The organism is Pseudomonas sp. P106(2024), assembly GCF_057480815.1.
On sequence record NZ_JBLIYU010000014.1, the window covers coordinates 34447 to 56058 of the forward strand.

The following is a 21612-nucleotide window of genomic DNA, read 5'->3' on the forward strand; positions in this document are numbered from 1 at the left end:
CCAGTTGGAATAAAAGGACTTCATGAAACGTCTGCTGCTAACTGCGGTGCTCTCCGCACTGATGATCGCTGAAGTTCACGCCGAGTCCTTCACCATCTCCGATATTCGTGTCAACGGCCTGCAGCGGGTGTCCGCCGGCAGCGTGTTCGGCGCGTTGCCGCTGAACGTCGGTGACCAGGTCGACGACCGCCGTCTGGTCGAATCGACCCGCTCGCTGTTCAAGACCGGCTTCTTCCAGGACATTCAGCTGAACCGCGACGGCAATGTCCTGATCATCAACGTGGTCGAGCGCCCCTCGGTGTCGAGCATCGAGATCGAAGGCAACAAGGCGATCAGCACCGAAGACCTGATGAAGGGCCTGAAGCAGTCGGGTCTGGCCGAAGGTGAAATCTTCCAGCGCGCGACGCTGGAAGGCGTGCGTAACGAACTGCAGCGCCAGTACGTTGCCCAGGGCCGCTACTCCGCCGAGGTCGACGCAGAGGTCGTTCCGCAACCGCGCAACCGCGTCGGCCTGAAGATCAAGATCAACGAAGGCACCGTGGCCGCGATCCAGCACATCAACGTGGTGGGTAACACGGTCTTCGACGACGAGACCCTCGGCCAGTTGTTCGAGCTCAAGACAACCAACTGGCTGTCGTTCTTCAAGAACGACGACAAGTACGCCCGGGAAAAGCTCTCCGGTGACCTGGAGCGGCTGCGTTCCTACTACCTGGACCGCGGCTACATCAACATGGACATCGCGTCCACCCAGGTGTCGATCACCCCGGACAAGAAGCACGTCTACATCACCGTCAACATCAACGAGGGCGAGAAGTACACCGTACGCGACGTGAAGCTGTCCGGTGACCTGAAAGTGCCGGAAGACCAGGTCAAGTCGCTGCTGCTGGTGCAGCCGGGCCAGGTGTTCTCGCGCAAGGTGATGACCACCACCTCCGACCTCATCACCCGTCGTCTGGGCAACGAAGGCTACACCTTCGCCAACGTCAACGGCGTGCCGCAGCCGAACGACCAGGATCACACCGTCGACATCATGTTCGTCGTCGATCCGGGCAAGCGTGCCTACGTCAACCGCATCAACTATCGCGGCAACACCAAGACCGAAGACGAAGTGCTGCGCCGCGAAATGCGTCAGATGGAAGGTGGCTGGGCTTCGACCTACCTGATCGACCAGTCCAAGACCCGCCTCGAGCGCCTGGGCTTCTTCAAGGAAGTCAACGTCGAGACGCCGCCGGTACCGGGTACCGACGACCAGGTCGACGTCAACTACAGCGTCGAAGAGCAGGCCTCCGGCTCGATCACTGCCAGCGTCGGTTTCGCCCAGAGCGCCGGCCTGATCCTGGGCGGCTCGATCAGCCAGAACAACTTCCTCGGTACTGGTAACAAGGTCTCCATTGGCCTGACCCGCTCCGAGTACCAGACCCGCTACAACTTCGGCTATGTCGATCCCTACTTCACCGCCGATGGCGTGAGCCTGGGCTACAACGCCTTCTACCGCAGCACCGACTACGACGACCTCGACGTCGACGTGGCCAGCTATGCGGTGGACAGCCTCGGTGCCGGTGTCAGCCTCGGCTACCCGATCAGCGAGACCTCGCGCCTGACCTACGGCCTGACCGTGCAGCAGGACAAGATCAAGACCGGCCGTTACACCGTCGATGAGATCTTCAAGTTCCTTCAGGACGAAGGCGACAACTTCCTGAACTTCAAGGCCTCGATCGGCTGGTCCGAGTCGACCCTGAACAAAGGCGTGCTGGCTACCCGTGGTCACTCCCAGAGCCTGACGCTGGAAACCACCGTGCCGGGCAGCGACCTGTCGTTCTACAAGCTCGACTACCGTGGCCAGCTGTTCAAGCCGATCAATAACGACTACACCCTGCGCCTGCACACCGAACTGGGCTATGGTGATGGTTTCGGCTCGACCTCCGGCCTGCCGTTCTATGAAAACTACTATGCGGGCGGCTTCAACTCCGTGCGCGGCTTCAAGGACAGCACCCTGGGCCCACGCAGTACTCCGAGCCGTGGCGCTGCGGTAACCGGCAACCAGGGCACCATCGCCGACCCGGACCAGGATCCGCTGCCGTTCGGTGGTAACGTCCTCGTCCAAGGTGGCGTGGAGCTGCTGTTCCCGCTGCCGTTCGTCAAGGATCAGCGTTCGCTGCGCACGTCCGTGTTCTGGGATGTGGGTAACGTGTTCGACACCAACTGCGGCTCGAAGCCCGATTGCACCAAGGTCGGCTTCTCGGACATGGCCAGCTCGGTCGGTCTGGGCGTGACCTGGATCACCGCGCTGGGCCCGTTGAGCTTCAGCCTGGCGATGCCGATCAAGAAACCGGACGACGCCGACACGCAAGTGTTCCAATTCTCTCTGGGCCAGACCTTCTGAGGTCGGCCCTTGCATAACGACAACGGATTATCCAGGAGTGCATCGTGCGTAAGTTGACCCAACTGGCCTTCGTAGCCGCGGCGCTGGTCGCCACCCCGGCTTTCGCCGAAATGAAAGTTGCCGTGCTGAACTATCAGATGGCTCTGCTGGAATCCGACGCGGCCAAGAAGTACGCCGTTGACGCCGAGAAGAAGTTCGGCCCGCAACTGACCAAGCTCAAGGGCCTGGAAAGCAGCGCCAAGGGTATCCAGGACCGCCTGATCAAGGGCGGCGACAAGATGCCTCAGCCTGAGCGTGAACGCCTGGAGCTTGAGTTCAAGCAAAAAGCCCGCGACTTCCAGTTCCAGTCCAAGGAACTCAACGAAGCCAAGGCCGTGGCCGACCGCGACATGCTCAAGCAGCTCAAGCCGAAGCTCGACGGTGCTGTCGAGGAAGTGATCAAGAAGGGCGGTTTCGACCTGGTTCTGGAGCGTGGCGCGGTCATCGATGTCAAGCCTCAGTACGACATCACCCGTCAGGTCATCGAGCGCATGAACCAAGCCCGTTGATATGACTGTGACCATGACGCTCGGCCAGCTGGCCGAAGCCCTCGGGGCCGAACTCAGAGGCCCCGAGGCGCTGCAGATCACCGGGCTGGCCACCTTGCAGGAGGCCGGTTGCGGGCAGTTGAGCTTCCTGGCCAACAAGCAGTATCGCAAGTTCCTGGACGATTCCTCGGCCAGTGCGGTACTGCTCAAGGCCGAGGACGCCGAAGGTTTTGCCGGCAACGCCTTGATCGTTCCCGACCCTTACCTGGCCTATGCGCGCATTTCGCACCTGTTCGATCCGAAGCCCAAGGCTGTGGCGGGAATCCATCCCAGCGCCGTGGTGGCCGAGGATGCCCAGGTCGATGCCAGCGCCAGCATCGGCCCGTTCGCGGTGATCGAAAGCGGCGCGTGCATCGGCGCCAATGTGACGGTCGGCGCGCACTGCTTCGTCGGTGCCCGCTGTGTCATCGGCGAGGGTGGCTGGCTGGCTGCGCGTGTCACGCTGTATCACGACGTGACCATTGGTAAGCGCGTGGTCATCCAGTCTGGCGCGGTGATCGGTGGCGAGGGCTTCGGCTTTGCCAACGAGAAGGGCATCTGGCGCAAGATCGCGCAGATCGGCGGCGTCACCCTGGGTGATGATGTGGAGATCGGCGTGAACACCGCGGTAGACCGTGGTGCGCTGTCGGACACCCGCATCGGCGATGGCGTCAAGCTCGACAACCAGATCCAGATCGCCCACAACGTGCAGGTCGGCGACCACACGGCGATGGCGGCCTGCGTCGGGATTTCCGGCAGTACCCGCATCGGCAAGCATTGCATGATTGCCGGTGGTGTCGGGATGGTCGGCCACATCGACGTCTGCGACAATGTCTTCGTTTCCGGCATGACCATGGTGACCCGTTCGATTACCGAGCCGGGTGGCTATTCTTCCGGTACGGCCATGCAACCCTTGGCCGAGTGGCGCAAGAGCGCCGCTCGCATTCGCCAGCTGGACGAGATGTCCAAGCGTCTCCAGCAGCTGGAAAAGCGTGTCGACACCGTGACCTCAGGTGGCCAGCCGACATCAGAAGGCTGATACCATTTACTGAGCGAGCGTTACAGTCGCTAGCTGGCTCCTCTTTGGATCTGCAAAAGGAGCGTGTGGTCAGCACCTGCGCTCCCTATTCTTATACAGGCTTCCCCCCGAAATGATGGACATCAACGAGATTCGCGAATACCTGCCTCACCGTTACCCGTTCCTGCTCGTGGACCGTGTGACGGATCTGGACTTCGAGGCTCAAAGCATTCGTGCCTACAAGAATGTCAGCATCAACGAGCCGTTCTTCAATGGCCACTTCCCGGCGCATCCGATCATGCCGGGCGTGCTGATCATCGAGGCGATGGCCCAGGCGGCCGGGATTCTCGGATTCAAGATGCTCGACGCCAAGCCGGCGGACGGCACCCTCTACTACTTCGTCGGCTCCGATAAGCTGCGTTTCCGCCAGCCGGTGCTGCCGGGCGACCAGCTGGTGCTGGAAGCCAAGTTCCTCAGCCGCAAGAGCATGATCTGGAAGTTCGAGTGCCGCGCCCTGGTGGACGGCAAGCCGGTCTGCTCGGCCGAGATCACCTGCGCGGAACGCTCCCTATGAGTTCGATTGACCCACGGGCGATCATCGACCCCTCGGCCAAGTTGGCCGAGGGCGTCGAGGTCGGCCCCTGGTCGATCGTAGGCCCCGATGTGGAAATCGGGGAGGGTACCGTCATCGGTCCGCATGTGGTGCTAAAGGGGCCGACCCGTATCGGCAAGCACAACCGCATCTATCAGTTTTCCTCGATCGGCGAAGACACCCCTGACCTGAAGTACAAGGGTGAGCCGACGCGCCTGGTGATCGGTGACCACAACGTGATCCGCGAGGGTGTCACCATCCACCGCGGCACCGTGCAGGACCGTTCGGAAACCACCCTGGGCGATCACAACCTGATCATGGCCTATGCCCACATCGGCCACGACAGCGTCATCGGCAACCACTGCATCCTGGTCAACAACACCGCGCTGGCGGGCCATGTGCATGTCGGCGACTGGGCCATCCTGTCCGGTTACACGCTGGTGCACCAGTACTGCCATATCGGCGCCCATGCGTTTTCCGGCATGGGCACCGCGATCGGCAAGGACGTACCGGCCTATGTCACCGTGTTCGGCAGCCCGGCCGAGGCGCGCAGCATGAACTTCGAAGGCCTGCGTCGTCGCGGTTTCAGCGACGAAGTGCTGCACGCCCTGCGTCGCGCCTACAAGATCGTCTACCGCCAGGGCCTGACCGTCGAAGAGGCGCTCAAGGAGCTGGATGAGCTGGTCACGCAGTTCCCTGAAGTCGATCTGTTCCGTCAATCGATCGCCAATTCCGCACGCGGCATCACCCGCTGATATGGCCCAGCTCTGCGTGGCGCTGGTCGCCGGCGAGGCCAGCGGGGACATTCTCGGTTCCGGCCTGATGCGCGCTATCAAGGCACGTCATCCCGATGTGCGGTTCATCGGTGTTGGCGGTCCCTTGATGGAAGCCGAGGGCATGACCTCCTACTTTCCGATGGAACGCCTGGCCGTCATGGGCCTGGTCGAGGTGCTCGGGCGCCTGCGCGAGCTGCTCAAGCGGCGCAAGGAACTGATCCACACACTGATCGGCGAAAAGCCCGACGTGTTCATCGGTATCGATGCCCCCGATTTCACCCTCAATATCGAACTCAAGCTGCGTCAGGCCGGAATCAAGACGGTGCATTACGTCAGCCCGTCGGTCTGGGCCTGGCGGCAGAAGCGCGTGCTGAAAATTCGTGAGGGCTGCGACCTGATGCTCACCCTGCTGCCGTTCGAGGCGCGCTTCTATGAAGAGCAGGGCGTGCCGGTGCGTTTCGTTGGCCATCCGCTGGCGGACACGATTCCCCTGGAGGCCGACCGTGGCGCGGCGCGTGCCGAACTGGGCCTGGCCGAAGGCCCGGTGATCGCGTTGATGCCTGGCAGCCGGGGCGGTGAGGTAGGGCGCCTGGGAGCTTTGTTCCTCGATGCCGCCCAGCGCTTGCGCGAGCTGGTGCCCGGCGTGCGCTTCGTGCTGCCGTGCGCGAATGCCGCCCGGCGCGCTCAGGTCGAGCAGATGCTCGAAGGGCGCGAACTGCCACTGACCTTGCTGGATGGCCGCTCGCACCAGGCGCTGGCCGCCTGTGACGCGGTGCTGATCGCCTCCGGCACCGCCACCCTGGAAGCGATGCTGTACAAGCGACCGATGGTGGTGGCCTACCGCTTGGCGCCGCTGACCTACTGGATCCTCAAGCGCATGGTCAAGAGCCCGTACGTGTCGCTGCCCAACCTGCTGGCCCAGCGCCTGCTGGTACCGGAGCTGTTGCAGGACGCCGCTACCAGCGAAGCCCTGGCACAGACCCTGGCGCCGCTGGTCAAGGACGGCTCGCAGCAGACCGACAGCTTCGACCAGATCCACCGCACCTTGCGCCGCGACGCCTCCAATCAGGCGGCCGACGCGGTGCTCGCCCTGTTGAAGGACCGCTGAGATGCAGATGGGACTGGATTTCAACCTGGTTGAAGAGCTGGTAGCCGGCGTCGATGAAGTGGGCCGTGGCCCGCTGTGCGGCGCGGTGGTCACCGCGGCGGTCATTCTCGACCCGCGCCGACCGATCCTCGGCCTGAACGACTCGAAAAAGCTCACCGAGGCCAAGCGCGACGCGCTGTTCGACGAGATCTGCGAGAAGGCGCTGAGTTTCTGCATCGCTCGCGCCGAGGTCGAGGAAATCGACCGACTGAACATCCTCCATGCGACCATGCTGGCCATGCAGCGTGCGGTCGAAGGGTTGCACATCACACCGAAACTGGCGCTGATCGACGGCAACCGTTGCCCGAAGCTTTCGGTACCGGCTGCGCCTGTGGTCAAGGGTGACTCGCAGGTGCCGGCGATCGCCGCTGCATCGATCCTGGCGAAGGTCACCCGCGACCGCGAGATGAGCGCGTTCGAGTTGATCTACCCGGGTTATGGGATCGGCGGGCACAAGGGGTATCCGACTCCAGTGCACCTTGAGGCCCTGGCCCGGCTTGGGCCGACGCCCATTCATCGGCGTTCGTTCGCGCCGGTTCGGGCCGCATGGGAAGCCCGTGAAGGCATTTCCACTTCGCTGATCTGATCGGCGCCACTCATCGCGGGGCAAGCCCGCTCCCACGCCAAGCCTGCACTGGAATCGGCTGCGTGGGAGCGGGCTTGCCCCGCGATGCATTCTGCAACCAACCGCTGACCTCCAGGCGAGGCAAGCGAAGAGCAATACGCTACAATCCCGCCCTTGTCGTTCAGCACTGCTACAGGATCCTCCATGTCGGTCTCCTTCGTTCACCTTCGCGTGCACTCCGAATTCTCCCTGGTCGACGGCCTGGTGCGGATCAAGCCGCTGGCCAAGGCCCTGGCCGGGATGAACATGCCGGCGGTGGCAATTACCGACCAGAGCAACATGTGCTCGCTGGTGAAGTTCTACAAGACCGCCATGGGCGCTGGCATCAAGCCGATCTGCGGCGCCGACCTGTGGCTGGCCGGGGCCGATTCCGAGGCGCCGCTGTCGCGCATCTGCTTCCTGGCCATGAATCCCAAGGGCTATCGCAACCTCACCGAGCTGATCTCCCGAGGCTGGACCGACGGCCAGCGCAACGGCCTGGTGATCATCCAGCGCGACTGGATCGCCCCGGCCAGCGAGGGGCTGATCGCCCTGTCGGCAGGCAAGGAAGGCGATATTGGCGTGGCCCTGATGGCCGGTCGCCAGGACGAAGCCGAAGCCCTGCTCGGCGACTGGATGGGCATGTTCCCGGACCGCTTCTATGTCGAGTTGCAGCGTACCAATCGCGCCGGTGACGAAGAGTACGTGCACGCCGCTGTGGCCCTGGCCGACAAGCTCGGCGCCCCGCTGGTGGCGACCAACGATGTGCGCTTCATCAAGCAGTCGGATTTCGACGCCCACGAGACCCGCGTGTGCATTGGCGAGGGCTGGACCCTCGACGACCCGCGCCGCCCGCGCGGCTACAGTGACCAGCAGTACCTCAAGTCACCCGAAGAGATGGCCGAGCTGTTCAGCGACCTGCCGGACGCCATCGCCAACACCGTGGAGATCGCCAAGCGCTGCAACATCACCGTGCAGCTGGGCAAATACTTCCTCCCCGATTTCCCGACGCCCAACGGCATGGGCATCGACGACTACCTGCGTCACGTCTCCCACGAAGGCCTGGAGGAGCGCCTGGCGGTGCTTTGGCCGAAAGAGACCACGCCCAATTACGAAGAGAAGCGCCAGGTCTACCTGGACCGCCTGAAGTTCGAGCTGGACATCATCATCCAGATGGGCTTCCCCGGTTACTTCCTGATCGTTATGGACTTCATCAAGTGGGCGAAGAACAACGACGTGCCGGTTGGCCCGGGCCGGGGCTCGGGTGCCGGCTCCCTGGTGGCCTATGTATTGAAGATCACCGACCTCGACCCGCTGGCCTATGACCTGCTGTTCGAGCGCTTCCTGAACCCAGAACGTATTTCCATGCCTGACTTCGACGTCGACTTCTGCATGGATGGCCGTGACCGGGTGATCGACTACGTGGCCGAAGCCTACGGCCGCAACGCGGTGAGCCAGATCATCACCTTCGGCACCATGGCCGCCAAGGCGGTGGTGCGCGACGTGGCGCGGGTGCAAGGCAAGTCCTACGGCCTGGCCGACCGCCTGTCGAAGATGATCCCGTTCGAAGTGGGCATGACCCTGGAGAAGGCCTACGAGCAGGAAGAGATCCTGCGCGACTTCCTCAAGGGCGACGAGGATGCCCGCGAGATCTGGGACATGGCGCTCAAGCTCGAAGGTGTCACCCGCGGTACCGGCAAGCACGCCGGTGGCGTGGTGATCGCGCCGACCAAGCTCACTGACTTCTCACCGATTGCCTGTGACGAAGAGGGCGGCGGCCTGGTTACCCAGTTCGACAAGGACGACGTCGAGGCTGCGGGCCTGGTGAAGTTCGACTTCCTCGGCCTGCGGACCCTGACCATCATCAAGTGGGCGATGGAGATCATCAACCGCGAGCAGGCCAAGAAGAACCTGCCCGACGTCAACATCGACTTCATCCCGCTGGACGACCGCAAGACTTACGAGCTGCTGCAGAAAGCCGAAACCACGGCGGTGTTCCAGCTCGAATCCCGGGGCATGAAGGAGCTGATCAAGAAGCTCAAGCCCGACTGCCTGGAAGACCTCATCGCACTGGTGGCGCTGTTCCGTCCGGGCCCGTTGCAATCGGGCATGGTGGACGACTTCATCAACCGCAAGCACGGCCGGGCGGAACTGGCCTACCCGCACTCCGACTACCAGTACGAAGGTCTGAAACCGGTACTCGCGCCTACCTACGGCATCATCCTGTACCAGGAACAGGTGATGCAGATCGCCCAGGTGATGGCCGGCTACACCCTCGGTGGCGCCGACATGCTGCGCCGGGCCATGGGTAAGAAAAAGCCCGAGGAAATGGCCAAGCAGCGCGGTGGTTTTATCGAAGGCTGCGTGGCCAACAACATCGATGCGGACCTGGCCGGTAACATTTTCGACCTGGTAGAGAAATTCGCCGGCTACGGCTTCAACAAATCCCACTCCGCCGCCTACGGCCTGGTGTCCTACCAGACCGCCTGGCTGAAAACCCACTACCCGGCGCCGTTCATGGCCGCGGTGCTGTCGGCGGATATGCACAACACCGACAAGGTGGTGGTGCTGGTCGAGGAAGTGCGCAGCATGAAGCTGCGCCTGGACGCGCCGGACGTGAACTTCTCGGACTTCAAGTTCACCGTCAACAACGATGGCCGCATCGTCTATGGCCTGGGCGCGATCAAGGGCGTCGGCGAGGGGCCGGTGGAGGCAATCGTCGAGGCCCGCGCCCAGGGCGGCCCGTTCAAGGACCTGTTCGACTTCTGCGAGCGTATCGACCTCAAGCGGGTCAACAAGCGGACCCTCGACGCGCTGATCCGCAGTGGTGCGCTGGACCGCCTGGGGCCGCATTTCCATGACGAGATCAAGGCCTATCAGGCCAACATCGACATCAACCGTGCAACCTTGCTGTCGGCGCTGGGCGAGGCAGTCAAGGCTGCCGAGCAGGCCGCCCATACTGCGGACAGTGGCCACGTCGACCTGTTCGGCGGCATGTTCGACGAGGCGGATGTCGACGTCTACGCCAACCACCGCAAGGTGCGCGAGCTGACGCTCAAGGAACGCCTCAAGGGTGAAAAGGACACCCTTGGCCTGTACCTGACCGGCCACCCGATCGACGAATACGAGACCGAGATCCGCCGCTTCGCCCGCCAGCGCATCGTCGACCTCAAACCGGCCCGCGACACCCAGACCATCGCCGGCATGATCATTGCCCTGCGGGTGATGAAGAACAAAAAGGGTGACAAGATGGGCTTCGTCACCTTGGATGACCGTTCCGGGCGCATCGAGGCCTCGCTGTTCGCCGATGCCTTCATGGGCGCCCAGGCCCTGCTGCAGACCGACGCCATGGTGGTGGTGGAGGGGGAGGTGAGCAACGACGACTTCTCCGGCGGCCTGCGCCTGCGGGTCAAGACCGTGATGACCATGGAGGATGCCCGGACCAAGCTGGCCGAGAGCCTGCGCCTGAAGGTTGGTCACGACGCGCTCAAGGGCGATCGTCTGAAATGGCTGGGCGAGCTGATCACCCGGCACCGTGGTGGTTGCCCGATCACCCTGGAGTACACCGGCAGCGACGCCAAGGCCATGCTGCAGTTTGGCGACCAGTGGTCGATCGACCCGGCCGATGGGCTGATTCAGGCACTGCGTGACCAGTTCGGGCGTGAGAACGTCTTCCTGCAATACCGTTGAAACGACGCATTTTAATCTCGACCTTTATGCGCCTGATCCCTTAAGGTAGGGCGCCAAACGGATCAACCGGCCGGCCGCCTGGCCGTAGACCCAAGACGGAAGCCTATGAACCCGAATTTCCTCGATTTCGAACAGCCGATTGCCGACCTGCAAGCCAAGATCGAAGAGCTGCGCCTGGTGGGCAACGACAACTCGCTGAACATCAGCGATGAAATTGCCCGTCTGCAGGACAAGAGCAGCACCCTGACCGAGAGCATCTTCGGCAACCTGACCAGCTGGCAGATCGCCCGTCTGGCCCGTCACCCGCGCCGCCCGTACACCCTCGATTACATCGACCACATCTTCACCGAGTTCGAGGAGCTGCACGGCGACCGTCACTTTGCCGACGACGCCGCGATCGTCGGTGGCACCGCGCGCCTGAACGACAAGCCGGTCATGGTCATCGGTCACCAGAAGGGCCGTGAGGTGCGTGAAAAGGTACGCCGCAACTTCGGCATGCCGCGCCCTGAAGGCTACCGCAAGGCCTGTCGCCTGATGGAAATGGCTGAGCGTTTCAAGATGCCGATCCTGACCTTCATCGACACCCCGGGTGCCTACCCGGGCATCGACGCCGAAGAGCGCAACCAGAGCGAGGCCATTGCCTGGAACCTGCGCGTGATGGCGCGCCTGAAGACGCCGATCATCGCCACCGTGATCGGTGAGGGTGGTTCCGGCGGCGCACTGGCCATCGGCGTGTGCGACCAGCTGAACATGCTGCAGTACTCCACCTACTCGGTGATCTCGCCGGAAGGTTGCGCCTCGATCCTGTGGAAGACCGCCGACCGCGCGGCCGATGCCGCCGAGGCCATGGGCGTGACCGCCGAGCGCCTGAAGAGCCTGAACATCGTCGACAAGGTCATCCCCGAGCCGCTGGGCGGCGCCCACCGCGATCCGGCGAAGATGGCGGCCAATGTTCGCGCCGATCTGATCGAACAGCTGGACATGCTCGGCAAGCTCGACAACGACGCGCTGCTCAAGCGCCGTTACGATCGCCTGATGAGCTACGGCCTCTGATGGATTCCGGGGGGCCGCTTCGCGGCCCTTTCGCGACACAAGGCCGCTCCCACAGGATTGCGCAGTATTCGAAACTGACGCCATCTTGTGGGAGCGGCCTTGTGTCGCGAAAGGGGCGCAAGGCGCCCCCGGCGATCTCAAGTCCTGTGAGGCCCTGATGCTCAACCTCACCCCCTGGCTCAACGCCCCCGCCTGGTACGTCGCCTTCTCCGGTGGCCTGGACTCCACCGTCCTCCTGCACCAGCTCGCCGACTACACCCGCAACCACCCCGCGCCCCCTCTGCGCGCCATCCATGTCCATCACGGCCTGCAAGCCGCCGCCGATGCCTGGCCCGATCACTGCCGAGCGGTGTGTGCTGCACTGGGTGTCGAACTCGATGTGCTTCCTGTCCAGGTTGCCCCCGGTGCCAGCCTCGAACAGGCGGCCCGCAACGCCCGCTACGACGCCTTCGAAAAACGGCTGGGCCTAGGCGAAGTGCTGTTCACCGGCCAGCACCGTGACGATCAGGCCGAGACCCTGCTGTTTCGCTTGCTGCGCGGCGCCGGCCTGCGTGGCTTGTCCGCCATGCCGCAACAGCGGCCGCTAGGGCAGGGCAGCCTGGTGCGCCCATTGCTGGGGCTGTCGCGCCAGCAACTGCAGACCTACGCCGACATGCACGGGCTGGTATGGGTCGACGACCCTTCCAATAGCGATACAGCCTTTGCCCGCAACTTCCTGCGCGGCGAGGTCTTCCCAATCCTGCGCCAGCGTTGGCCACAGGCCGAAGCCAATCTGGCACGCAGTGCCGAACACCTGGGCGAGGCGATGGGCCTGCTGGACGAACTGGCCGCCAGCGACCTGGCGATCGCCTGCGACAATGCGCCGCTGCCCTGGCTGGAGCTGTATTCGCTCAGCCTCGAGGTGCTCGCCGCGATGTCCCCAGCGCGCCAGCGCAATGCCCTGCAGTTCTGGCTCAGCCAGCGCACCCGCCTGCCCGACAGCCGCCACTGGGCCGGTTGGAACGATCTGCGCGACGCGGCGGCCGATGCCTGCCCGGTCTGGCGCCTGACCGATGGCGAACTGCATCGCAGCCATGGACGTATCTGGTGGCTAAATGGCGTTTGGCTGGCTGCGGTGTCGGGTAATTACCCCTGGCTGGACAGCGGGCAACCGTTGCGCCTGCCGGGTAATGGCAGTGTCCGCCTGATGTCGGCCCCGTTGGGTGAAGGCCTGCACATCCGCTACCGCCAGGGCGGCGAGATCATGCAACTGCCTGGTCGCGGTCGGCGCGATCTCAAGCGCCTGCTCAACGAGCTGCAGGTCCCGCACTTCGTGCGCCCGCGACTGCCGCTGCTATATCGCGGCGAGCAGTTGCTCGCGGTGGCCAACCTGCCCGAGCTGGCGCAGGCGAATTGTCAGTTGCACTGGCAGCCGCCGACGAACGTGCAAGGTTTGAGCTGAAGGGTACATTCGGGTAGACTACCCTCCCTTCTTGATACAGCTTCTGTGGGTTGCGCAAAATCACAGAGGTTGCCGATTACCAAGCAGTTTTTTGCTGGGCTGATTTCTTAAAATGACGAGCGAGCTCCATGCCGGGGACACCCCTGGTCTGTACAGACGCGGCAGTTTTTCGAGATGCACTGTGATTGACGCAGGTGATCGGGGGCTTCGGCCTTCCTTCGCTTTCTCCGGCGGCCCATGCCGCCTTAACGCAGACTTCTAGGGTTTTTCATGACGCGCTACATATTCGTCACGGGCGGTGTTGTTTCTTCATTGGGGAAAGGCATTGCCTCGGCTTCCCTGGCGGCCATCCTGGAAGCGCGGGGGCTCAAAGTCACCATGCTCAAGCTGGACCCGTACATCAACGTCGACCCGGGCACCATGAGCCCGTTCCAGCACGGTGAAGTATTCGTCACCCACGACGGCGCCGAGACCGACCTTGACCTGGGCCACTACGAGCGGTTCATCCGCACCACGATGACCCAGAACAACAACTTCACCACCGGCCGCATCTACGAGCACGTGCTGCGCAAGGAACGCCGTGGTGATTACCTGGGCGCGACCATCCAGGTCATTCCGCACATCACCGACGAGATCAAGCGCCGCATCATCAAGGGCGCCGGCGATGCCGACGTCGCGCTGGTCGAGATCGGCGGCACCGTGGGCGACATCGAGTCGCAACCGTTCCTCGAGGCGATCCGCCAGCTGCGCGTCGAAGTGGGCTCCAAGCGCGCCATGCTGATGCACCTGACCCTGGTCCCGTACATCGCCACTGCCGGCGAGACCAAGACCAAGCCGACCCAGCACTCGGTCAAGGAGTTGCGCTCCATCGGCCTGCAGCCCGATGTGCTGATCTGCCGCTCCGACCACCCGGTCGATGCCTCGTCGCGTCGCAAGATCGCGCTGTTCACCAACGTCGAAGAACGTGCGGTGATCTCGCTGGAAGACGTCGACACCATCTACAAGATCCCAGGCGTACTGCACGCCCAGGGCCTGGACGACTTCGTCGTCGAGCGCTTCGGCTTGCAGTGCAACAGCGCCGACCTGTCCGAGTGGGACAAGGTCGTCGATGCCAAGCTCAACCCTGAGCAGGAAGTGACCATCGCGATGGTCGGCAAGTACATGGAGCTGCTGGACGCGTACAAGTCGCTGATCGAAGCGATGAGCCACGCCGGCATCACCAACCGCACCAAGGTCAACCTGCGTTACATCGACTCCGAGGACATCGAGAACCAGGGCACCAGCCTGCTCGAAGGCGCCGATGCCATCCTGGTCCCGGGCGGTTTCGGCCTGCGCGGCGTCGAAGGCAAGATCACCGCGGTGCAATATGCCCGTGAGAACAAGGTCCCGTACCTGGGCATCTGCCTGGGCATGCAGGTGGCCGTGATCGAGTTCGCCCGCAACGTGATGGGTTGGAAAGACGCCAACTCCACCGAGTTCGACCGCAACAGCGGCCACCCGGTTGTCGGCCTGATCACCGAATGGGCCGATGCCACCGGCGCGGTCGAGACCCGTACCGAAGCCTCCGACCTGGGCGGCACCATGCGCCTGGGCGCCCAGGACTGCCAGCTGGCGGCCGGCTCCAAGGTTCACGACTGCTACGGCAAGGACGTGATCACCGAGCGCCACCGTCACCGTTACGAAGTCAACAACGTCCTGCTGCCGCAACTGGTCGACGCCGGCCTGGTGGTTTCCGGCCGTTCCGAGGACGGCGCGCTGGTCGAAGTGGTCGAGTCCAAGGACCACCCTTGGTTCGTTGCTTGCCAGTTCCACCCGGAGTTCACCTCGACCCCGCGTGACGGCCACCCGCTGTTCAGCGGCTTCGTCAAGGCGGCCCTGGCACAGAAGAACAAGGCCTGATCCATGACTCAGAAGATCATTCGCGTCGGTAACATCGAGATCGCCAACGACAAGCCGTTCGTCCTGTTCGGCGGCATGAACGTCCTGGAGTCCCGTGACCTGGCCCTGAAGGTCTGCGAGGAGTACGTGCGGGTGACCGAGAAGCTCGGCATCCCGTACGTGTTCAAGGCCAGCTTCGACAAGGCCAACCGTTCGTCGGTCAACTCGTACCGCGGCCCCGGCATGGAAGAAGGCCTGAAGATCTTCGAGGAGATCAAGCAGACCTTCAATGTGCCGGTGATCACCGACGTGCACGAGCCCTACCAGTGCGAGCCGGTGGCCAAGGTGTGCGACATCATCCAGCTGCCGGCCTTCCTGTCGCGCCAGACCGACCTGGTCGTGGCGATGGCCAAGACCGGTGCCGTGATCAACATCAAGAAGGCGCAGTTCCTCGCGCCCCACGAGATGAAGCACATCCTCGCCAAGTGCGTCGAGGCAGGCAACGACCAGCTCATCCTCTGTGAGCGCGGTTCGAGCTTCGGCTACAACAACCTGGTCGTGGACATGCTCGGCTTCGGCATCATGAAGCAGTTCGAGTACCCGGTGTTCTTCGATGTGACCCATTCGTTGCAAACCCCAGGTGGTCGCGCCGACTCCGCCGGCGGCCGCCGCGCCCAGGTCACCGACCTGGCCAAGGCTGGCATGAGCCAGGGCTTGGCGGGCCTGTTCCTCGAGGCCCACCCGGATCCGGACAACGCCAAGTGCGACGGTCCGTGTGCCCTGCGCCTGGATAAGTTGGAGCCGTTCCTGGCCCAGCTCAAGCAACTGGACGACCTGGTGAAAAGTTTTCCGACGGTAGAAACCGCGTAAAGCTCGTTTCTCGGGTAAAGTACCGCCCGTTCCACCCCTGACCTTTCGGTCAGGGGCTCCCTTCGCCAGGCCTGCCCGTGCCATGTCGCCTGGTGAACGGCAAGAATTCCCAAAGCTGCGTTGTTTTCGTCAATTCTGGAGTGCTTACAACAATGGCAAAGATCGTCGACATCAAAGGTCGTGAAGTTCTCGATTCGCGTGGCAACCCCACCGTGGAAGCCGATGTACTGCTCGACAACGGCATCATCGGCAGCGCCTGCGCGCCGTCGGGTGCTTCCACTGGCTCGCGCGAAGCGCTGGAGCTGCGTGATGGCGACAAGAGCCGTTACCTGGGCAAGGGCGTGCTGAAGGCCGTCGGCAACATCAACGGCCCGATCCGTGACCTGCTGCTGGGCAAGGACCCGGCCGACCAGAAAGCCCTGGACCGTGCCATGATCGAGCTGGACGGTACCGAGAACAAGGCCAAGCTGGGCGCCAACGCCATCCTGGCAGTATCCCTGGCCGCCGCCAAGGCCGCCGCTCAAGACCTGGACCTGCCGCTGTACGCCCACATCGCCAACCTCAATGGCACCCCGGGCCAGTACTCCATGCCGGTGCCGATGATGAACATCATCAACGGCGGCGAGCACGCCGACAACAACGTCGACATCCAGGAGTTCATGGTGCAGCCGGTTGGCGCCAAGACCTTCTCCGATGGCCTGCGCATGGGCACCGAGATCTTCCACCACCTCAAGGCTGTACTGAAGGCCCGTGGCCTGAACACCGCCGTCGGCGACGAAGGTGGCTTCGCGCCGAACCTGGCTTCCAACGAAGACGCCCTGGCAGCCATTGCCGAAGCCGTCGAAAAGGCCGGCTACAAGCTGGGCACCGACGTGACCCTGGCCCTGGACTGCGCGGCTTCCGAATTCTATGAAGACGGCAAGTACAACCTGTCCGGTGAAGGCAAGTCGTTCGACGCCGAAGGCTTCGCCGAGTACCTGAAGGGCCTGACCGAGCGTTTCCCGATCATCTCGATCGAAGACGGCCTGGACGAGTCCGACTGGGCCGGTTGGAAGATCCTGACCGACAAGATCGGTGCCAAGGTGCAACTGGTTGGCGACGACCTGTTCGTGACCAACACCAAGATCCTCAAGGAAGGCATCGAGAAGGGCATCGGCAACTCGATCCTGATCAAGTTCAACCAGATCGGCTCGCTGACCGAGACCCTGGAAGCCATCCAGATGGCCAAGGCCGCCGGCTACACCGCGGTGATCTCGCACCGTTCCGGTGAAACCGAGGATTCGACCATCGCCGACCTGGCCGTGGGTACCGCCGCCGGTCAGATCAAGACCGGTTCGCTGTGCCGTTCCGACCGCGTCAGCAAGTACAACCAACTGCTGCGCATCGAAGAGCAACTGGGCGCCAAGGCTGTATATCGCGGTCGTGCCGAGTTTCGCGGCTGAGCAAGAGATGGTAAAAAGGCAGCAGCCGGGGCCGGCTGAACGTTCGTACTGATCGTTCGGTCGTTTCCACGGGTTTCTGTCGACGAAGCCTGGCCTCGGCCAGGCTTCGTGCTATCGGAAGCTCGCTGCGGCGGCCTTTTTTACCCTGGATATCTTCATGCGCAGTCCCTATTGGTTGTTCCTCGTCCTGCTCCTGCTGCTCGGCGGCCTGCAATATCGCCTTTGGGTAGGCAATGGCAGCCTGGCGCAAGTGACCGAACTCAAGCAGCAGATCGCCGACCAGCATGCGGAAAACGAGCGCCTGCTGGAGCGCAATCGCGTGCTCGACGCTGAAGTCCTGGAATTGAAGAAAGGTATGGAGACCGTGGAAGAACGGGCTCGTCATGAACTGGGGATGGTCAAGGAGGGCGAAACCCTCTACCAGCTGCCGCAGAAATGACACATGAACTGCCGGCCTTCTGGGCCGTGATTCCCGCCGCGGGCGTTGGTGCCCGCATGGCTGCCGACCGTCCCAAGCAGTACCTTCAACTGGGCGGGCAGACGATTCTCGAGCACAGCCTCGACTGTTTCCTCGACCATCCCATGCTCAAGGGCGTGGTGGTCAGCATTGCCGAACAAGACCCTTACTGGCCCGGCCTGCGCTGCGCCAGCGATCCACGCATCCAGCGCGCCCCGGGCGGTCGCGAGCGCGCCGATTCGGTGCTCAATGCGCTGTTGCTGCTGCACGCACAGGGTGCATCGGATGACGACTGGGTGCTGGTGCACGACGCCGCGCGGCCGAACCTGGCGCGCAGCGATCTGGACAAATTGCTGTCAGCCCTGGCTGAAGATCCCGTCGGCGGATTGCTCGCCGTTCCCGCCCGGGACACGCTCAAGCGTGCCGACGGCGAGGGCAGGGTGGCGGCCACGGTCGATCGCAGCACCGTCTGGCAGGCGTACACCCCGCAGATGTTCCGCCTTGGCATGCTGCACCGGGCGCTGGCCGAGTGCCTGGTATCCGATGTGGCGGTCACCGACGAGTCGTCGGCCATCGAATGGGCCGGTAATGCGCCACGCCTGGTCGAAGGGCGCAGCGACAACATCAAGGTGACCCGTCCGGAAGACCTGGAGTGGCTGCGCCAGCGCTGGGCCGGGCGCCGCTGAGCGCCTGCGGGGGAGTGGTGCGATACTCCGGCAACTGTGCCAACCCTTCCTTCAGGTAGTCGACCAACCTGCGCACCTTCGGCGACAGATGCCGTTGCTGTGGATACAACGCCCACACCGCCGTATTCGGCGGCTGATGGCCCTCCAGCAACGACACCAGCGCGCCGCTGCGCAAATGCTCGAGCACGTAGTAGTCCGGCAACTGGCACAGCCCCATGCCTTGCAGCGCCGCGTCCAGCACCGCCTGGCCGCTGTTGCAGCGCCAGTTGCCCTGCACCCGCTGGCTGATCTCGCGTCCCTCCTGCTGCAGCGCCCACAGGTCCGAACTGCCCACCAGGCAGTTGTGCCGCGCCAGCTCAGATAAGCTGTGCGGTCGACCATAGCGCTCCAGGTAGGCCGGCGACGCGCACAGGTACATGCGCCGAGGCGCCAGGCGCGTGGCCACCAGCCGCGAATCCTGCAGCCGTCCCAGGCGGATCGCCAGGTCCATGCCTTCGTGCAGCAGGTCGAGGGTACGGTTGCTCAGCTCCACTTCGACCCGCAACTGCGGGTACTGCGCCATGAAGCGTGTCACCAAGGGCACGATGAAGCGTTCGCCATAGGCCACCGCGCACGTCATGCGCAGCAGGCCCTTGGGCTCGCTGGCCAAGTCGCCCATGGCCCTCAGCGCCTCCTCGCGGCCGTCCTGCAGGCGCTGGCAGTGCTGGAGAAAGGTCTGCCCGGCTTCGCTCAGGGTCACCCGTCGGGTGCTGCGGTACAGCAAACGTGTCTGCAGGCGTTCCTCCAGGCGGGCGATTTGCCGGCTGATGTGCGAGGACGACACCCCAAGTCGTTCGGCGGCGGCGGTGAACTGACCTGATTCGGCCACCGCGACGAACTCGTCGATGCCTTCCCAGCGGCTGCTCATGGATTATCCCTGTGTAGCAATAATGTTTTGTGAGTGGCTGGATTATTCATCAAAAGACGGTGAATTACACTGTAAGCCAGCAACCCATACCTGTTCTGGAGACCTTTGATGATCAAGTCCCGCGCCGCCGTCGCCTTCGAGGCCAAGAAACCCCTGGAAATCGTCGAAGTGGACGTGGCCATGCCCAAGGCCGGCGAAGTGCTGCTGCGCGTTGTCGCCTCCGGTGTCTGCCACACCGACGCCTATACCCTGTCCGGCGCCGACCCGGAGGGCATCTTCCCGTCGATCCTTGGCCATGAGGGTGGTGCGATTGTCGAAGCCGTAGGCGAAGGCGTCACCTCGGTGGTGGTCGGTGACCATGTGATCCCGCTTTACACCCCGGAATGCGGCAAGTGCAAGTTCTGCCTGTCGGGCAAGACCAACCTGTGCCAGGCCATCCGCGCCACCCAAGGCAAAGGCCTGATGCCCGACGGCACCACCCGCTTCAGCTACAAGGGTCAGCAGCTGTTCCACTACATGGGCACCTCGACCTTCTCCGAGTACACCGTGCTGCCGGAAATCTCCGTGGCCAAGATCCAGAAGGAAGCTCCGCTGGAAAAGGTCTGCCTGCTCGGTTGCGGCGTGACCACTGGCATCGGCGCGGTACTCAACACCGCCAAGGTCAAGCCGGGTGACACCGTGGCCATCTTCGGCCTCGGCGGCATCGGCCTGTCGGCGGTGATCGGCGCGGTCAAGGCCAAGGCTTCGCGCATCATCGCCATCGACATCAACCCGGCCAAGTTCGAGATCGCCCGCCAACTGGGCGCCACCGACTGCATCAACCCGAAAGACTACGATCGCCCGATCCAGGAAGTGATCGTCGACCTCACCGACGGCGGCGTCGATTTCTCCTTCGAGTGCATCGGCAACGTGCAACTGATGCGCGCGGCGCTGGAGTGCTGCCACAAGGGCTGGGGCGAGTCGGTGATCATCGGCGTCGCCGGTGCCGGCCAGGAAATCGCCACCCGTCCGTTCCAGCTGGTCACCGGCCGCGTCTGGCGTGGTTCGGCCTTCGGCGGCGTGCGGGGTCGCAGCGAGCTGCCGAGCTACGTCGAGATGTCCGAGAAGGGCGAGATTCCGCTGGACACCTTCATTACCCACACCATGGGCCTGGAGGACATCAACAAGGCCTTTGACCTGATGCACGAAGGCAAGAGCATCCGCAGCGTGATCCACTTCTGAGGGCCTCGCCATGACCCTGGACAACCTCTCCTGCCAGAAAAGCTTCGGCGGCTGGCACAAGCGTTACCGGCACAGCTCCAAGGTACTCGGCTGCGACATGGTGTTTGCCGTCTACCTGCCGCCCCAGGCCGAGCAGGGCGATAAGCTGCCGGTGTTGTACTGGCTCAGCGGCCTGACCTGCACCGACGAGAACTTCATGCAGAAGGCCGGTGCCCAGCGCCTGGCTGCGGAACTCGGGCTGATCATCGTTGCCCCGGATACCAGCCCGCGTGGCGAGCAGGTGCCGGGCGACCCGGATGGCGCCTGGGACTTCGGCCTGGGCGCAGGGTTCTACCTCAATGCCACCCAGCAGCCCTGGGCCCAGCATTACCGGATGCACGACTACGTGGTGGAGGAGTTGCCGGCCCTGATCGAGGCGCACTTCCCGGCGTCGGACCAGCGCAGCATCAGCGGCCATTCCATGGGTGGGCATGGCGCGCTGGTCTGCGCCCTGCGCAACCCAGGGCGCTACCGTTCGGTGTCGGCGTTTTCGCCCATCAGCAATCCGATGGATTGCCCGTGGGGCGAGAAGGCGTTTTCCCGCTACCTGGGGGAGGACCGTGCGCGTTGGCGGGAGTGGGACGCCAGCGTGTTGCTGGCCGAGGCAGGGGAGTGCCCGCCGTTGCTGGTGGACCAGGGCGATCGCGATGACTTCCTCGAGAAGCAGCTCAAGCCGCAAGCGCTGGAGCAGGCGGCGCGCAAGGGTGGTCATGCGCTGACCCTGCGCCTGCAGCCGGGCTATGACCACAGCTACTACTTCATCGCCAGCTTCATCGATGAGCACCTGCGTCATCATGCGGTGGCGTTGGGCAGGGTCTGACACCGCCTGCAATTTCTGGGAG

The 21612-nt window shown here is 63.5% G+C and carries 18 protein-coding genes; 17 read left to right on the plus strand and 1 reads right to left on the minus strand.

Annotated features, from left to right (window positions below; genetic code table 11):
- Window positions 1-22 precede the first annotated feature (22 nt).
- The 15 genes from bamA (at window position 23) to ispD (ending at window position 18603) form a co-directional block, all read left to right on the plus strand.
- Window positions 23-2383, plus strand: a complete 2361-nt coding sequence (gene bamA / locus AC25M7_RS20040) for an outer membrane protein assembly factor BamA (protein WP_028690670.1) — start codon at window positions 23-25, stop codon at window positions 2381-2383.
- Window positions 2384-2427: 44 nt separating this feature from the next.
- Window positions 2428-2931, plus strand: a complete 504-nt coding sequence (locus AC25M7_RS20045) for an OmpH/Skp family outer membrane protein (protein WP_028690669.1) — start codon at window positions 2428-2430, stop codon at window positions 2929-2931.
- 1 nt (window position 2932) lies between these two features.
- Complete coding sequence (gene lpxD, locus AC25M7_RS20050; RefSeq protein ID WP_028690668.1) at window positions 2933-3988, plus strand: UDP-3-O-(3-hydroxymyristoyl)glucosamine N-acyltransferase; 1056 nt, start codon at window positions 2933-2935, stop codon at window positions 3986-3988.
- Window positions 3989-4100: 112 nt separating this feature from the next.
- Window positions 4101-4541, plus strand: coding sequence for a 3-hydroxyacyl-ACP dehydratase FabZ (gene fabZ, locus AC25M7_RS20055; RefSeq protein ID WP_003252314.1), 441 nt, complete (start codon window positions 4101-4103; stop codon window positions 4539-4541).
- A complete protein-coding gene (gene lpxA, locus AC25M7_RS20060) occupies window positions 4538-5314 on the plus strand; it encodes an acyl-ACP--UDP-N-acetylglucosamine O-acyltransferase (protein ID WP_028690667.1) in 777 nt (258 codons plus the stop codon). Before fabZ ends, lpxA begins: the two co-directional genes overlap by 4 nt.
- Window position 5315: 1 nt before the next feature.
- Window positions 5316-6443 (plus strand): lipid-A-disaccharide synthase, encoded by a 1128-nt coding sequence (lpxB, locus tag AC25M7_RS20065; protein WP_028690666.1) that lies wholly within the window; start codon window positions 5316-5318, stop codon window positions 6441-6443.
- 1 nt (window position 6444) lies between these two features.
- The gene (gene rnhB / locus AC25M7_RS20070) at window positions 6445-7068 is read left to right on the plus strand and encodes a ribonuclease HII (protein ID WP_088852257.1); all 624 of its coding nucleotides are present in this window, start codon (window positions 6445-6447) and stop codon (window positions 7066-7068) included.
- Between the two features lie 183 nt (window positions 7069-7251).
- Window positions 7252-10776 (plus strand): DNA polymerase III subunit alpha, encoded by a 3525-nt coding sequence (dnaE, locus tag AC25M7_RS20075; RefSeq protein ID WP_062361385.1) that lies wholly within the window; start codon window positions 7252-7254, stop codon window positions 10774-10776.
- Window positions 10777-10881: 105 nt separating this feature from the next.
- Window positions 10882-11829 carry an acetyl-CoA carboxylase carboxyltransferase subunit alpha gene (locus AC25M7_RS20080; protein ID WP_028690663.1) on the plus strand — a complete coding sequence of 316 codons (948 nt, stop codon included), beginning with the start codon at window positions 10882-10884 and terminating at the stop codon, window positions 11827-11829.
- A 157-nt stretch (window positions 11830-11986) separates the two neighbouring features.
- Window positions 11987-13270 (plus strand): tRNA lysidine(34) synthetase TilS, encoded by a 1284-nt coding sequence (gene tilS / locus AC25M7_RS20085; protein WP_486971386.1) that lies wholly within the window; start codon window positions 11987-11989, stop codon window positions 13268-13270.
- A 270-nt stretch (window positions 13271-13540) separates the two neighbouring features.
- Window positions 13541-15169 (plus strand): CTP synthase, encoded by a 1629-nt coding sequence (pyrG, locus tag AC25M7_RS20090; protein WP_028690661.1) that lies wholly within the window; start codon window positions 13541-13543, stop codon window positions 15167-15169.
- Window positions 15170-15172: 3 nt separating this feature from the next.
- On the plus strand, window positions 15173-16018 hold the full coding sequence (gene kdsA / locus AC25M7_RS20095; protein WP_028690660.1) for a 3-deoxy-8-phosphooctulonate synthase: 846 nt from the start codon (window positions 15173-15175) through the stop codon (window positions 16016-16018).
- Window positions 16019-16170: 152 nt separating this feature from the next.
- Window positions 16171-17460, plus strand: coding sequence for a phosphopyruvate hydratase (gene eno, locus AC25M7_RS20100; protein WP_028690659.1), 1290 nt, complete (start codon window positions 16171-16173; stop codon window positions 17458-17460).
- A gap of 157 nt (window positions 17461-17617) precedes the next feature.
- On the plus strand, window positions 17618-17899 hold the full coding sequence (ftsB, locus tag AC25M7_RS20105; RefSeq protein ID WP_011535259.1) for a cell division protein FtsB: 282 nt from the start codon (window positions 17618-17620) through the stop codon (window positions 17897-17899).
- Window positions 17896-18603, plus strand: a complete 708-nt coding sequence (gene ispD, locus AC25M7_RS20110) for a 2-C-methyl-D-erythritol 4-phosphate cytidylyltransferase (RefSeq protein ID WP_028690658.1) — start codon at window positions 17896-17898, stop codon at window positions 18601-18603. The genes ftsB and ispD overlap by 4 nt, the downstream gene beginning before the upstream one ends.
- Here ispD and AC25M7_RS20115 read toward each other — a convergent pair.
- Window positions 18542-19510, minus strand: a complete 969-nt coding sequence (locus AC25M7_RS20115; RefSeq protein ID WP_062361383.1) for a LysR substrate-binding domain-containing protein — start codon at window positions 19508-19510, stop codon at window positions 18542-18544. The two genes, ispD and AC25M7_RS20115, sit on opposite strands and share 62 nt — an antisense overlap.
- Before the next feature lie 108 nt (window positions 19511-19618).
- Between AC25M7_RS20115 and AC25M7_RS20120 the strand changes: the two genes are divergently transcribed.
- Both AC25M7_RS20120 and fghA read left to right on the plus strand, forming a co-directional pair.
- On the plus strand, window positions 19619-20731 hold the full coding sequence (locus AC25M7_RS20120; protein ID WP_486971387.1) for an S-(hydroxymethyl)glutathione dehydrogenase/class III alcohol dehydrogenase: 1113 nt from the start codon (window positions 19619-19621) through the stop codon (window positions 20729-20731).
- Window positions 20732-20741: 10 nt separating this feature from the next.
- Window positions 20742-21590, plus strand: a complete 849-nt coding sequence (gene fghA, locus AC25M7_RS20125) for an S-formylglutathione hydrolase (protein ID WP_486971388.1) — start codon at window positions 20742-20744, stop codon at window positions 21588-21590.
- The last annotated feature ends 22 nt before the right edge of the window (window positions 21591-21612 follow it).

Excerpts from the sequence above, each read along its gene's own strand:
- bamA (WP_028690670.1), top strand. The coding sequence starts at position 23 with ATGAAACGTCTGCTGCTAACTGCGGTGCTCTCCGCACTGATGATCGCT.
- kdsA (WP_028690660.1), top strand. The coding sequence starts at position 15,173 with ATGACTCAGAAGATCATTCGCGTCGGTAACATCGAGATCGCCAACGAC.
- tilS (WP_486971386.1), top strand. The coding sequence starts at position 11,987 with ATGCTCAACCTCACCCCCTGGCTCAACGCCCCCGCCTGGTACGTCGCC.
- ispD (WP_028690658.1), top strand. The coding sequence starts at position 17,896 with ATGACACATGAACTGCCGGCCTTCTGGGCCGTGATTCCCGCCGCGGGC.
- fghA (WP_486971388.1), top strand. The coding sequence starts at position 20,742 with ATGACCCTGGACAACCTCTCCTGCCAGAAAAGCTTCGGCGGCTGGCAC.
- lpxA (WP_028690667.1), top strand. The coding sequence starts at position 4,538 with ATGAGTTCGATTGACCCACGGGCGATCATCGACCCCTCGGCCAAGTTG.
- AC25M7_RS20120 (WP_486971387.1), top strand. The coding sequence starts at position 19,619 with ATGATCAAGTCCCGCGCCGCCGTCGCCTTCGAGGCCAAGAAACCCCTG.
- dnaE (WP_062361385.1), top strand. The coding sequence starts at position 7,252 with ATGTCGGTCTCCTTCGTTCACCTTCGCGTGCACTCCGAATTCTCCCTG.
- lpxB (WP_028690666.1), top strand. The coding sequence starts at position 5,316 with ATGGCCCAGCTCTGCGTGGCGCTGGTCGCCGGCGAGGCCAGCGGGGAC.
- eno (WP_028690659.1), top strand. The coding sequence starts at position 16,171 with ATGGCAAAGATCGTCGACATCAAAGGTCGTGAAGTTCTCGATTCGCGT.
- fabZ (WP_003252314.1), top strand. The coding sequence starts at position 4,101 with ATGATGGACATCAACGAGATTCGCGAATACCTGCCTCACCGTTACCCG.
- pyrG (WP_028690661.1), top strand. The coding sequence starts at position 13,541 with ATGACGCGCTACATATTCGTCACGGGCGGTGTTGTTTCTTCATTGGGG.
- rnhB (WP_088852257.1), top strand. The coding sequence starts at position 6,445 with ATGCAGATGGGACTGGATTTCAACCTGGTTGAAGAGCTGGTAGCCGGC.
- ftsB (WP_011535259.1), top strand. The coding sequence starts at position 17,618 with ATGCGCAGTCCCTATTGGTTGTTCCTCGTCCTGCTCCTGCTGCTCGGC.
- lpxD (WP_028690668.1), top strand. The coding sequence starts at position 2,933 with ATGACTGTGACCATGACGCTCGGCCAGCTGGCCGAAGCCCTCGGGGCC.
- AC25M7_RS20115 (WP_062361383.1), bottom strand. The coding sequence starts at position 19,510 with ATGAGCAGCCGCTGGGAAGGCATCGACGAGTTCGTCGCGGTGGCCGAA.
- AC25M7_RS20080 (WP_028690663.1), top strand. The coding sequence starts at position 10,882 with ATGAACCCGAATTTCCTCGATTTCGAACAGCCGATTGCCGACCTGCAA.